This is a genomic window from Stenotrophomonas sp. 1337 (assembly GCF_031455455.1).
In the GTDB taxonomy this organism is placed as follows: Bacteria; Pseudomonadota; Gammaproteobacteria; order Xanthomonadales; family Xanthomonadaceae; genus Stenotrophomonas; species Stenotrophomonas indicatrix.
The window spans coordinates 148,188-160,763 of record NZ_JAVDSR010000002.1; the positions used below are offsets into that span (position 1 = coordinate 148,188).

At 68.1% G+C, this 12,576-nt stretch carries 10 protein-coding genes; 7 read left to right on the top strand and 3 right to left on the bottom strand.

What is annotated here, in order from left to right; all coding sequences use genetic code 11:
* Positions 1–167 precede the first annotated feature (167 nt).
* Genes J2X70_RS04585 through J2X70_RS04595 form a run of 3 tightly spaced genes read left to right on the top strand, consistent with a single transcriptional unit; the run spans position 168 to position 4,104 of the window.
* The gene (locus J2X70_RS04585) at positions 168–1,121 is read left to right on the top strand and encodes a hypothetical protein (protein ID WP_025875426.1); all 954 of its coding nucleotides are present in this window, start codon (positions 168–170) and stop codon (positions 1,119–1,121) included.
* Complete coding sequence (gene plsB / locus J2X70_RS04590; protein WP_025875424.1) at positions 1,121–3,757, top strand: glycerol-3-phosphate 1-O-acyltransferase PlsB; 2,637 nt, start codon at positions 1,121–1,123, stop codon at positions 3,755–3,757. The genes J2X70_RS04585 and plsB overlap by 1 nt, the downstream gene beginning before the upstream one ends.
* Positions 3,754–4,104 carry a hypothetical protein gene (locus J2X70_RS04595; RefSeq protein ID WP_309909173.1) on the top strand — a complete coding sequence of 117 codons (351 nt, stop codon included), beginning with the start codon at positions 3,754–3,756 and terminating at the stop codon, positions 4,102–4,104. Before plsB ends, J2X70_RS04595 begins: the two co-directional genes overlap by 4 nt.
* A 109-nt stretch (positions 4,105–4,213) precedes the next feature.
* Here J2X70_RS04595 and J2X70_RS04600 read toward each other — a convergent pair whose 3' ends face one another.
* Positions 4,214–4,417, bottom strand: a complete 204-nt coding sequence (locus J2X70_RS04600; RefSeq protein ID WP_032978412.1) for a YdcH family protein — start codon at positions 4,415–4,417, stop codon at positions 4,214–4,216.
* Between the two features lie 91 nt (positions 4,418–4,508).
* On the opposite strand from J2X70_RS04600, the gene ttcA reads away from it, so the two are divergent.
* From ttcA to J2X70_RS04615, 3 genes are read left to right on the top strand one after another with little or no spacing between them, the layout of a single operon-like run.
* Positions 4,509–5,405: a tRNA 2-thiocytidine(32) synthetase TtcA gene (gene ttcA / locus J2X70_RS04605; protein WP_088100834.1), complete on the top strand. Its 897-nt coding sequence runs from the start codon at positions 4,509–4,511 to the stop codon at positions 5,403–5,405.
* A gap of 36 nt (positions 5,406–5,441) precedes the next feature.
* Complete coding sequence (locus tag J2X70_RS04610; RefSeq protein ID WP_025875418.1) at positions 5,442–6,347, top strand: recombination-associated protein RdgC; 906 nt, start codon at positions 5,442–5,444, stop codon at positions 6,345–6,347.
* Positions 6,348–6,406: 59 nt separating this feature from the next.
* Positions 6,407–7,186 (top strand): SprT family zinc-dependent metalloprotease, encoded by a 780-nt coding sequence (locus J2X70_RS04615; RefSeq protein ID WP_059063103.1) that lies wholly within the window; start codon positions 6,407–6,409, stop codon positions 7,184–7,186.
* 441 nt (positions 7,187–7,627) lie between these two features.
* On the opposite strand, the gene J2X70_RS04620 is transcribed toward J2X70_RS04615, so the two are convergent.
* A complete protein-coding gene (locus J2X70_RS04620; protein WP_309909177.1) occupies positions 7,628–8,497 on the bottom strand; it encodes a methylglyoxal synthase in 870 nt (289 codons plus the stop codon).
* Between the two features lie 154 nt (positions 8,498–8,651).
* Here J2X70_RS04620 and J2X70_RS04625 point away from each other — a divergent pair, with 154 nt between their 5' ends.
* On the top strand, positions 8,652–11,084 hold the full coding sequence (locus tag J2X70_RS04625; RefSeq protein WP_309909179.1) for a response regulator: 2,433 nt from the start codon (positions 8,652–8,654) through the stop codon (positions 11,082–11,084).
* On the opposite strand, the gene J2X70_RS04630 is transcribed toward J2X70_RS04625, so the two are convergent.
* Positions 11,070–12,515 carry an FAD-dependent oxidoreductase gene (locus J2X70_RS04630; RefSeq protein ID WP_025876048.1) on the bottom strand — a complete coding sequence of 482 codons (1,446 nt, stop codon included), beginning with the start codon at positions 12,513–12,515 and terminating at the stop codon, positions 11,070–11,072. The genes J2X70_RS04625 and J2X70_RS04630 overlap by 15 nt on opposite strands.
* Positions 12,516–12,576 lie beyond the last annotated feature (61 nt).

A 12,576-nucleotide genomic window follows, 5' to 3' on the forward strand; every position in this document is an offset into this window, starting at 1 on the left:
CCTGTGGTCCGGGCTCTTTTTTTATCCGCCGGGTGCGGCAAGGGCCCATCGGCGCGGGGCGTGGATCCACCGCGCAGTGCGCGCCATGGCAGAAACCGTGACGCCCCGGCTTGCCGCTGTCACGTCGCAGGCCGCAAGATGCGGACCGGTCCGGGGAGTCCGATTGCATGAGCGTGGTAATGCGAGGAAGGTCTGCGCGGGGATGGGGGCTGGCGGCCATGCTGCTGCTGGCCATCGCCGCGTGCCGTGAATCCGGCAGTGATCCGGCCGCCGCGCCGGCTGAACCTGTCGCTGCGGTACAGGCGATGGCGCAACGGCTGGCCGAGGACGACCTGGTCGGCTATGCAAAGCTGTCGGTGCCCCCCAGCCAGTACCAGCGCCTGCAGCAGGCCTGGGCCGACGGCCACAGCCAGTGGCCGCTGACCGGACTGCCGCTGGGCGACCAGCTGCTGCCGATGCTGGCGGCGCTGCGTGAGCCCGGTGCCAGCGTGCAGCTGCAGCGCAGTTTCGACCGCCAGCTGGCCGGCCAGGCCCGTGCCGTGCGCCAGGCCGCGCAGTCGATGGGCAACTTCGGTGTGCAGTACCTGCGGCACCAGAAGGGCTATACGCCCGGCCAGCAGGCGCACTACATCCAGCTGGTGCAGACCCTGGCCGCCTGGGCGCAGGATGCCCCGATCAGCGACCGCGCCAGAGCCCGCAGCAGCATCGCCGCCCTCGTCGGCGCCGCCGCCCAGGTGGGTTTCCAGGACGATGCCGGTCTGCAGGCCGCAGGCATGGAAGGCAGCCTGCAGCAGCTGGCGCCGTTCATCCACACGCTGAAGGCGGTGCTGGCCAGCTATGGCCTGGGCGTGGACGAGGCGCTGCGCAGCGTGCGCGGTGAGCTGCTGTCGGTGGAGGGCGACAATGCCCTGGTGCGCCTGCAGTACGAGCTCGCCGGCCGCGCGATGACCGTGCAGGTGCCGCTGAGCCGGCGCGAGGGCCACTGGTACCTGACCCGCACCCTGGCCGATACCGATGCCCTGTTGCGGCAGGCCGATGCGGCGCGCGCTGCTGCCGCTCCGGACCCTGTGCCCGCCCCGACAACCGATGGGGAAGCGGCAACGCCATCGGCTAAGCCATAATGACGTCGATGTCGAAACAGAACCCGCTGCCGTTCCCCGGCGAAGAATCCCAGCCGACGCCCGCCGACACGGCGCCGGCGTCCCCCTCGACCGACGCCGGCACGCCGCCGGCGGCGACGCCTGTGCACGCGCGTCCTGCCGGCCGCCGCCCGCTGTGGGCGCGCCTGCTCGGGCGCCTGGTGGAACCCTGGCTGTCGCTGAAGATCGAGCCGGAAGACCCGGGCCAGTACAACGATGGCCGCCCGGTCATGTACGTGCTGGAAGACTACGGCCTGTCCAACGCGCTGATCCTGGACAAGGCCTGCCGCCAGGCCGGCCTGCCGTCGCCGCTGGTACCGCTGGCCGGTGACCCCACCGGCCGCAAGCGCGCCTACCTGGCCCTGTCGCGGCGCAGCTCGAGCAACTCGCTGATTCCCGAGCAGCGCGGCGCCAAGACCCATTCCGATTCGCTGGCCAAGGTCCTGCAGGCCCATCGCGTGCGCGACGACCTGGATGTGCACCTGGTGCCGGTGTCGATCTTCGTCGGCCGCGCCCCGGACAAGCAGAGCGGCTGGTTCGCCGTGCTGTTCTCGGAAAACTGGGCGCTGGTCGGCCGCTTCCGCCGCCTGCTCGGCCTGCTGCTGAACGGCCGCAACACCATCGTCCGCTTCGCACCGCCGATCTCGCTGCGCAGCACGGTCGACGAGGGCCTGGAGCCCGAGCGTACGGTGCGCAAGCTGCAGCGCGTGCTGCGTACCCATTTCCGCCGCATCCGCGAGTCGGTGATCGGTCCTGACCTGTCGACCCGGCGCCTGCTGGTGGACCAGGTGCTGGCCGCCGAGACGGTGCGCGAGGCGATCGCCTCGCAGGCCAAGCGCGACAACAGCAAAACCAGCGATGCCTGGAAGAAGGCGCACGCCTACGCCTGGGAAATCGCCGCGGACTATTCCAGCCCGGTGGTGCGCTCGGCCAGCTTCATGCTCAGCCATGTGTGGAACCGCATCTACGCCGGCGTGCTGGTGCACCACCTGGACAAGTTCAAGGCCGCAGCGCCGGGCCACGAAGTGGTCTACGTGCCCAGCCACCGCAGCCACATGGACTACCTGCTGCTGTCCTACCTGCTGTACGACCGCGGCATCGTGCCGCCGCACATCGTGGCCGGCATCAACCTGAACCTGCCGGTGGTGGGCACCCTGCTGCGCAAGGGCGGTGCGTTCTTCATCCGTCGCTCGATCCGCGGCAACGCGCTGTATTCGGCGGTGCTGAGCGAGTACGTGGCGCAGCTGGTCGCCGGCGGCTATTCCATCGAGTACTTCGTCGAGGGCGGGCGCTCGCGTACCGGCCGGTTGCTGCAGCCCAAGGGCGGCATGATCTCGATGACCCTGCGCGCGTTCCTGCGCCAGCCGCGCAAGCCGGTGCTGTTCCAGCCCATCTACATCGGCTACGAGAAGCTGATGGAGGGCGGCAGCTACCTGGATGAACTGTCCGGGCGGCCCAAGGAGAAGGAATCGATCTGGCAGCTGCTGTGGGGCATCCCCAAGGTGCTCAAGCAGAACTACGGCCAGGTGGTGGTGAACTTCGGCGAACCCATCGCGCTGAACGATGTGCTGGCCGAGAAGGCTCCGGAGTGGGGTGGCGAGGCGGTGTCCGAGGACGAGAAGCCCTCGTGGCTGTCGACCACCGTCGATACCCTGGCCGAGCGCATCCAGGTGCGCATCAACGGCGCGGCCGACGTCAATCCGATCAACCTGCTGGCGCTGGCCCTGCTGTCCACGCCCAAGCATGCGATGGGCGAGGCCGACCTGATCGCGCAGATCGAGCTGTGCAAGACCCTGCTGGTGGAGATGCCGTATTCGGGCCGGGTGACGGTGACTCCGCATTCGCCGGAGCGGATCATCGCCCACGCCGAAGAGATCAACGTCCTCACCCGCATCAAGCACCCGCTGGGCGACGTGCTCAGCGTCAGCGGCGATACCGCGGTGTTGCTGAGCTACTTCCGCAACAACGTGGTGCACCTGTTCACCGCATCGTCGTGGGTGGCCTGCTGCTTCCAGAACAACCGCCGCATGAGCCGCACCGGCCTGGTGCAGCTGGGCCGCACGGTGTACCCGTTCCTGCAGGCCGAACTGTTCCTGCCGTGGACCGAGGACGAGTTCGCCCAGCGCATCGACCAGACCATCGACGTGTTCGTGCGTGAGGGCCTGCTGCAGAACGTCAACGAAGACGACGGCGGCATCCTTGCCCGCAACACCGGGCAGACCGACGAAGTGTTCCGCCTGCGCGCGATCGGCCACTCGCTGCAGCAGGCATTCGAGCGCTACTACATCGCCATTTCGGTGCTGGTGAAGAACGGCCCGGGCACGCTCGGCGCCGCCGAGCTGGAAAGCCTGTGCCAGCAGGCCGCACAGCGCCTGAGCCTGCTCTATGCACCGGCTGCGCCGGAGTTCTTCGACAAGTCGCTGTTCCGCGGCTTCATCCAGAAGCTGCGCGAGCTGCGCCTGGTGTGGCCGGACGAGAACAGCAAGCTGCTGTTCGACGAGCGCCTGGACGCCTGGGCCAAGGATGCCAAGTTCATCCTCGGCCGCGAACTGCGCCACACCATCGAACGGGTCAGCCCGGAAGCGGCGCGCCCGGACGAACCGGCACCGCAGGATTGAACCTGCGACGACTGTCGGTCCTGGCCGCGTTGATCGCGGCCGGAGGCCTTGCGGCTACTTCGGTGCAGGCTGCCGAGATCTGCGTGGACGACAACCTGCCCGGGCGCCTGGCCGATGCGCCGGTGCACCTGTGTATCGAGGCCGGGCAACCGGTGCGCTACCGCTTGTGGTTGGCCGGCGAGGTGCGCATCAGCGGTGATGAATCCGCCGCTCGCCAGGGTCTTGCCGGTGACTGGTACGGGCACCCGCTGGGTCTGCGCTGTTCCGGTGCCGACAACGTGCGCCGCTGCGACCTGACCGTGGACGGTGAGGCGGCCTGGAGTGCGGAGCTGGCCCTGCCGCGTTGATGCAGAGCCCCATCCACGCATGGCGTGGATCCATAGGCTGCCGCTGTGCCATCGGCGTTCGGGGCGGCGTAGGCCAGTAGATCCACGCCATGCGTGGATGGGCCACCGGTTACGCCGGTTCGTCCGGAATCTGCAGGCTTTCCAGCTTGGTGATGCAGTCCTTCAGCTGCAGCTTGCGCCGCTTCAGGCGCTTGAACTCCAGCTCATCTTCGCCGTTGGCGGCCATGCGCGCGATCTGTTCATCCAGCGACCGGTGTTCGGCGCGCAGGGCGACGAGGTGTTCGACGATTTCGGCGGGGTTGTAGGTGTCCACGGTCTCCGAGCATACACAGCGACGATGACTGCCGGGAGAGGGGAATCCCGACCCCGGGTCCGGGCTGCCACAAGCCGGTAGAATGGGCGCCATGTCCGCCGTGATCTCCCTGCCCGATCCCCCGCAGCGCGTTCCGCGCGATCCGCGCGTGGACGGGCTCGGGGCGGACAAGCTGGGCAAGCGCCTGCGCCGCCAGGTCGGCCAGGCCATCGCCGACTTCGGCATGATCGAAGCGGGCGACAAGGTCATGGTCTGCCTGTCCGGCGGCAAGGACAGCTACACCCTGCTGGACCTGCTGCTGCAGCTGCAGAAAAAGGCGCCGGTGCCGTTCGAACTGGTGGCGGTGAACCTGGACCAGAAACAGCCGGGTTTCCCCGCGCACGTCCTGCCGGAGTACCTGGCCGGGCTGGGCGTGCCGTACCAGATCATCGAGCAGGACACGTATTCAGTGGTCAGCCGGGTCATCCCGGAGGGCCGCACGATGTGTTCGCTGTGCTCGCGCCTGCGCCGTGGCGCGCTGTACAACCACGCCAAGGCACATGGCTTCAGCAAGATCGCACTGGGCCACCATTGCGATGATGTGGTGGCCACGTTCTTCCTGAACCTGTTCCACCACGCCAAGCTGGCCGCCATGCCACCGAAGCTGCTCAGCGACGATGGCCAGCACGTGGTGATCCGCCCGCTGGCGTACGTGCGCGAGCACGACATCGCGCAGTACGCGCAGGCCCGCCGTTTCCCGATCATTCCCTGCACCCTGTGTGGCAGCCAGGAAAACCTGCAGCGTCGGCAGGTCGGCCTGATGCTCAAGCAGTGGGACCAGGACCATCCGGGGCGCATTGAACAGATCGCACGTGCAATGGCCGACGTGCGACCTGCGCAGCTGGCCGATGCCGCCCTGTTCGATTTCATGGCCCTGGGCCGCCGTGGCGATGCGGCGCATGCCGATGCCTGGCCGGCCGACGCAGTTCCCGAGACGCCTGCCGTTTAAGGTCGGGCGCCCTTCTTCTTCAGACACCGGAATTCCATGTTCTTTCGCAACCTGACGTTCTTCCGCTTCCCGACTGCCACTGATTTTTCCGAAGTCGACACCCTGCTGCCGCACGCCCTGCTCAAGCCGGTGGGCGCACTGGAAATGAACTCGCGTGGTTTCATCTCGCCATTCGGCCGCGAAGAGAAGGAAGTGCTCTCGCACCGCATTGCCGAACACCTGTGGCTGACCGTCGGTGGCGAGGACAAGATCCTGCCCGGCGCGGTGGTCAACGACCTGCTCGAGCGCAAGCTGGAGGAGATCGAAGAGAAGGAAGGCCGCCGCCCCGGTGGCCGCGAGCGCAAGCGCATGAAGGACGACCTGCTGCATGAACTGCTGCCGCGCGCCTTCGTGAAGTCCTCGCGCAACGATGCTTTCATCGACCAGCTGCACGGCTATGTGGCGGTGGACACCTCCAGCCGCAAGACCGGCGAATACTTCATGTCCGACATCCGCGGCCTGCTCGGCAGCTTCCCGGCGATGCCGCTGAACGCCGAAGTCGCGCCGCGTTCGATCCTGACCGGCTGGATCGCCGGCGAGCCCCTGCCCACCGGCTTCAGCCTGGGCGAGGAGTGCGAGATGAAGGACCCGGTGGAAGGCGGCGCGGTGGTCAAGTGCCAGCACCAGGAACTGCGCTGCGACGAGATCGACAAGCATCTGGATGCCGGCAAGCAGGTCACCAAGCTGGCCCTGGTGTTCGAGGACAACCTGTCCTTCGTGCTGGGCGACGACCTGATCGTGCGCAAGCTGAAGTTCCTGGACGGCGCGCTGGACCAGCTGGAACATGCGGACGAAGACGGCCGCCGTGCCGAGTTCGACGCCCGCTTCGCCCTGCAAAGTGCGGAGATCCGTCGCCTGTTCCTGCTGCTTGAAGAAGCCTTCAAGCTCAGCAAGGCTGACTGAACAGGCAGGCCGTCGGCCGCCGGTCATCCGGCGGCCTCGCACGGCGCTATGCTGGGACCATGAGCCGTCTGCTGCGCCGCCTGATCTCGCCGGTCCCACCCGCCACCGTGCAGCGCGACACCGTTCGCCTGCGCCTGGAGGATGTCGAGATCGAGATACTGCGCGTGCGTGATCCGCGCGCGCGCCGGATCAAGCTCAGCGTCGATGAGCGCGGCGCACGACTGACGTTGCCGCCGCGTGCCAGCCTGGTGATGGGCGAGCGCTTCCTCGAACTGCATCGCGAATGGCTGGGGCTGCAGCTGCGCCACTACCAGGGGCATGGTCTGCCCGCCGCGTTGCAGCCCGGCGTTGAAGGGGTGCTGCCGCTGCGCGGCGAGTTGTTGCCACTGCGCTGGCAGGAAGGCCGCTACGCGCGGCTGGAAATCGACGGGCACGGTGCCTGTGTGCAATGGCCGAGCCGGGGCGGCGATGCGACCCTGCGCCGCCTGCTGCGCGAATTCTACGAAGCACAGACCCGCGCCGATGTCGGCCGCTGGTTGCCGAAGTACCTGCCCGGCCTGCCGCGCGCGCCCAGCCGCCTGCGGTTGAAGGTGATGTCCTCGCAATGGGGCTCGCTGGCCCCCGACGGCAGCATGGCGCTGGACCTGGCACTGGTACTGGGCCGTCCCGCCGCCTTCGAGTACGTGCTGGTGCACGAACTCTGCCACCTGATCCAGGCCAACCACTCGCCAGCGTTCTGGCACGAAGTGGAACAACGCTTCCCCGACTGGCGCGAGCAGCGCGACTATTTCCAGCTGGAAGGGCGCAGATTGAAAGCAATGCTTCGGCAGCTGCTGTAGCGCCTGCGCTACAGCACCTGCCCACGCATTCCTCCTCTACCCCCGCCTTCGGCGCGCCCCTTCAACAGAAGGGGCTCCACTCCATAGAGCCGGCGGCGCAGTCGAGCAAAATCGGCTCTACAGAAGCGCGCACAGCGCGCGACCCGCTTCTGCTCCTGCTCTTCCTTTTCTCTTCCGTGGTGGCACGGAACTGTCTGAGGTCGGGCGGGTGGGCCATGCAGGGGCGTTGGCGCCATGGATGGCGCCATCGAGCTTACAAGGGTGAGGGCGCTTTGCTTGCGAAGCACTGCTCCGCAAGCGACCGAACGCACAGCCGCCAGCGGCTGGGCCGGGCCCCGGAGGGGGACTTGCAGCGTCCCCTGCATGGCCCACCCGCCCGGCCAAGCGCGGCTTTTGATTGTGCCCCTGCGCCACGAGGGGCTCAGCCGTTGGCCGCAAACCTCATCGACCCGCGCGCAGGGCCGCCGCCTCCGCCCACCGCGCCGCCACGCGCGGCGCAGTGATGCACACCGCCTGATCGGTCACCGTGGTCACCGCCCGTTCCAGCAGCTGGATGTCCGCTTCGTGCTGGCGCGCCACGTGCGGATCCTCGAAGAAGATCGCGCGCTGGCAACGGCCTTCCAGCACGCGGTCGGCAATCTGCGCATCGCCGCCCATCGGCCCGCTCTGGTAGCGCGTCACCCACGCCGCATCCGCTGGCCAGCCGCGGCTCCAGGCCAGCTCGTTCAAGCGCTGGCCGGTGGTACCGGTGGCGACGCGTTCGCCAAAGCGCGCCAGTACGTCGAAGTGTTCATCGGCGAACGCCAGCATCGCCGGCTTCATCGCATCGTGCGCGATCAACGCCAGCGTCTGCCCTTCGAATGCATGCAGGTCGTTGGCGCCTGTATCGGCAGCCAGGCCAGCATGGATGCGCTCCACCTCGATCCAGTCGCGGGCGGTGGCCACGGTGGAAATGAAAGGCTTGCCGTGGATCACGCACTGGCGCTTGAGCGCGGTCGCCTCGGGGAAAACCGAGGAAGGGTCCACCGGATCCATCAGATAGACCGCACCGTCCAGCGTACGCTCGGCGCCCATGCCCACCACTTCGGCCACCAGTTTCATCAAGCCGCCGTCGCGACCGTAGGGATAGCGCTGCAGGCCGTCGTAACCGGCAAGGAAGCCGTTGCGCTGGATCGCGTCGTGGGTGCGGCCGACCGCACACAGTGTCATGCCCAGTTCGCGCAGCCCGGGTTCGCTGGCGCGCAGCCAGCGGAACAGTGCCGCGCGCGCGTCGTGGTGATGGAGACGGTTGACGGCCAGGCCGATGCGCATCGAAAGCTCCGGGATCGGTAGAAGCGGCAGTGTATGTCGCTATTGACGGTTTCGGAGGGTTTTACAAATTTCCTCATTGTTGCTGGCAGGGGCGTCGCTAGCGTGGCAGGAGGTCGCACCGCGATGCGGCCATGCCCCTGCCTGCGACATGAGGATGTCCACCGTGAATGTCGCTGGCCCTTTGGCCCGCATCGCCGCCCTGTCGCTGTTGTCGGCGCCGGCCTGGGCCGGACAGTGCGAAGGCCCCATCCTGCTTGCCTATCCCGCTGACCGTGCGCCGTTGTCGTCCAGTCAGGACGACACGCCACAGGGGCTGGTGGCCGCCTACCTGGCGCTGCTGCAGGAGCAGGTGCCCACGCTGCGCGCCACACCGGTCGCGGCGACGACGCTGGCCGCTGCCGCGCTGCCTGCCGGGACCCACGCCGTGCTTGGCTGGCCGCGCGCGCAGACGCCGAAAGGCTGGGTGGCCAGCGTGCCCTACCTGCAGGTGCCGCAGGTGATCGTGCGACGCCCTGACGCGCTGCCGATCCATGGCCTGGACGGACTGCACGGTCGCGGCGTGGCCAGCCTCGACACCGTGCCGCTTGCCAGGGTGCTGGAGGAGTCGGGCGCGCATGTGCCGCTGCTGCAGGTGGCGGCATTGGACAAGGCGCTGCAGCTGCTGATCAGCGGCCAGATCGATGCAGTGGTGGGCAACCTGGTGGAAGTGGAAGCGGCGCTGCGCGATCAGCCTGGCGGCGCGCTGGACGTGGCGGCGCCGGCCGGCTTCAGCGACGCACTGGTATTGGCGGCGCTGCCGGCGTGCGCGCACCTGGTGGAACGCTTCAACCAACTGCAGGCAGGCATGACGGAGGAGCAGCGCGAGGCATTGCGGGCCCATTGGGTCTCGACATCCCCTCGCCGCGGCCAGGTGCCGCCGGTGTCGCCCCTGCGCGGCTTGATCGCGGTGCTGCTGATGCTGCTGACAATGGGCCTGGTGCATGCATTCGGTTACTGGCGACTGCACCGCGAAGGCCTGCGCAGGCAGGCGCTGGAGCAGCGTCTGCAGGAGGTCACCGCCAACCTGCCGGCGGTGGTGTACCAGGCGCGGCGCAGCAGCACCGGCGAGTACAGCGTTCCCCACATTGCCGGCGATGTGCATGCCCTGTTCGGGATCAGCGTAGATACCGCGCGGGTCGACCATGGAAGCCTGCTGGCAGCAGTCCATCCGCAGGACCGCCGCTCGGTGCTGGCCTGCGTTGATGCCGCCGCGCTGGTGCGCGGGCCCATCGACATCACCTTCCGCACGCGCGGCCCCAACGGCTGGCGCTGGGTACGTTCGCACGGGCGCCCGATTGCCTGCAGCGACAGCGGCGTGGAATGGAGCGGATACTGGATGGATGTCACCGAGGCGCGCGCACGTACGCAGGCACTGAACGATGCTCGGCGTGATGCCGAGCAGGATGCTGCCGCCAAGAGCCATTTCCTGGCCACCATGAGCCACGAGATCCGCACGCCGATGAGCACCATGCTGGGAATGCTGGAGCGCTTGGGCAACGGCGCGCTGGATGCGCGCCAGCGCCAGGTACTGGCGACCATCGATGATGCCGCGCAGATGCTGCGGCAGATCCTTGATGACGTCCTGCACAGCCAACGCCTGCAGTCCGGCCCACAGCCACCGCAGTGCCTGCCCACCGACCTGGCCGGGCTGCTGCGTGCGGTGCAGCGCCTGCTGGTGCCGGTGGCAGCAAGCAAAGGGCTGCATCTGCGCTGCGAGGTGGATCCTGCGCTGCAGCGTGGATCGTTGGCCGATGCGCTGCGCCTGCGCCAGATCCTGTTCAACCTGGCAGGCAATGCGCTGAAATTCACCCTGCACGGTGGGGTGGACCTGCAGGTGCGGGTGCTGCAGCAGCGCGAGCGTGGCCAGCAGCTGCGCCTGCAGGTGAGCGATACCGGCGTGGGCATCAGCCGGGAGCGCCAGCGGGCGGTATTTGCAGCATTTACCCAGGCCGACGCCTCCACCACCCGGCGCTTCGGTGGCAGCGGCCTGGGCCTGGCGATCTGCCGGGACCTGGCGGCATCGATGGGCGGGCAACTGCACCTGTGCAGTACGCCGGGCGCGGGCACCACGGTGTGGCTGGACCTGTACCTGCCGGCCTGCGAGGCGCCATCGGTGGAGCATCGTGATGATGCGGCTGGCCTGCACGAATTGCCGCCGGTAAGGGTACTGGTTGCCGAAGACCATCCCACCAACCTGCAGCTGCTGGTGCGACAGCTGCGGGATCTGGGCCTGCAGGTGCATGCCGCAGCCAATGGCGAGCAGGCCTGGCAGGCGTGGCAGACGCAACGGTTCGCGCTGGTCATCACCGACTGCCACATGCCGGGCATGGACGGCTTTGCCCTGGCCCGCGCGATCCGCGCCGACCCTCGTGCCGACGCGGCAAGGGTGCCGATCATCGCGTTGACCGCCAGCGCGCTCGACAGTACCCGCCAGGCCTGCCTCGACGCTGGCATCGATCATTTCATCGCCAAGCCGGTCGACCGCCAGGCACTGCATGCCACCCTGGCCGCAGTGCTGATGCCGCTCGATCTGTCAGTGCGCCAGTAGCCGGGCGATGCTGGCGGCGGCGTCGCGACCTTCGGCCACGGCGGTCACCACCAGATCGGCACCGCGCACTGCGTCACCCCCTGCGAACAGACGGGGATGTGCGGTCTGGAAGGGCAGCTTGCCCTTGCCTCCGGCGAGGATGCGGCCGTTGGCCTGACCCTCCACGCCATGCTCGGCCAGCCACGACGGCACGCTGGGCGAGAAACCGAACGCGATGATCACCACGTCCGCTTCCAGCAGCGACTCGCTGCCCTCGATCTGTACCGCGTTCTGGCGGCCGTTGGCATCGGGTTCGCCCAGGCGCGTCTCGATGACGGTGACGCCGATCACTTCGTCATCGGCGCCGGCTTCGATCGACAGCGGCTGGCGGTTGAACAGGAAGCGCACGCCTTCCTCGCGCGCGTTGGCCACTTCGCGCGCGCTGCCCGGCATGTTGGCTTCGTCGCGGCGGTAGGCACAGGTGACCTTGGCCGCGCCCAGTCGCACCGCGCTGCGCACGCAGTCCATGCCAGTGTCGCCACCGCCGAGGACCACCACGCGCTTGCCATTGAGGTCGGGCAGGGCGATCTGGTCTTCCCAGCCGGCGATCGGGCGACCCTGCGGATCATCGCCGCCGACGATGCGGCTGTTCTGCACCAGGAACGGCAATGCCGGCAGCACGCCCTTCAGGTCCTGGCCGTCGAGGCCACCATCGGTGTAGCGATACGCGCCGGTACCGACGAACACCGCATCGTGGGTGTCCAGCAGCTGCTGCAGGCTGATGTCGCGGCCGATCTCCACGCCGAGGCGGAACTGCACGCCCATGCCTTCAAGCACGTCGCGACGACGACGGATCACGTCCTTGTCCAGCTTGAAACTGGGGATGCCGAACTGCAGCAGGCCACCGACCTGTTCGTAACGGTCGTAGACCACCGCGGTGATGCCGGCATGCGCCAGGCGGTCGGCACAGGCCAGCCCCGCGGGGCCGGCACCGATCACCGCCACCGTGTGGCCGGTGGGCTGCACCGCCGTCATGTCCGGCCGCCAGCCGGTAGCCAGCGCGGTATCGACGATGTACTTCTCCACCGCGCCGATGGTGACCGCACCAAACTCTTCCAGCGTGCAGCTGCCCTCGCACAGGCGATCCTGCGGGCACACCCGGCCGCACACTTCCGGCAACGGGTTGGTGCTGTGGCACAGCGTGGCTGCTTCGTGGATGCGGTTTTCCTGCACCAGCTGCAGCCATTGCGGAATGGCGTTGTGCACCGGGCACTTCCAGCTGCAGTACGGGTTGCCGCAGTCCAGGCAACGGCCGGCCTGGTACTGCGCATCTTCCTTGCCGAACTTTCCGTACAGCTCACCCCAGTCGCCCGAGGTGCGCAGTTCAACCGGGATGCGCTGCGGCATGGTCCGGGGCAGGTCGAGGAACTGGAAGGCGTGCTTGCGGCTCATGGCGGACTCTGTGGATTTCCGGATGCCGGCCAGCGGCCGGCACTACAGCGGTGGGGAAGCC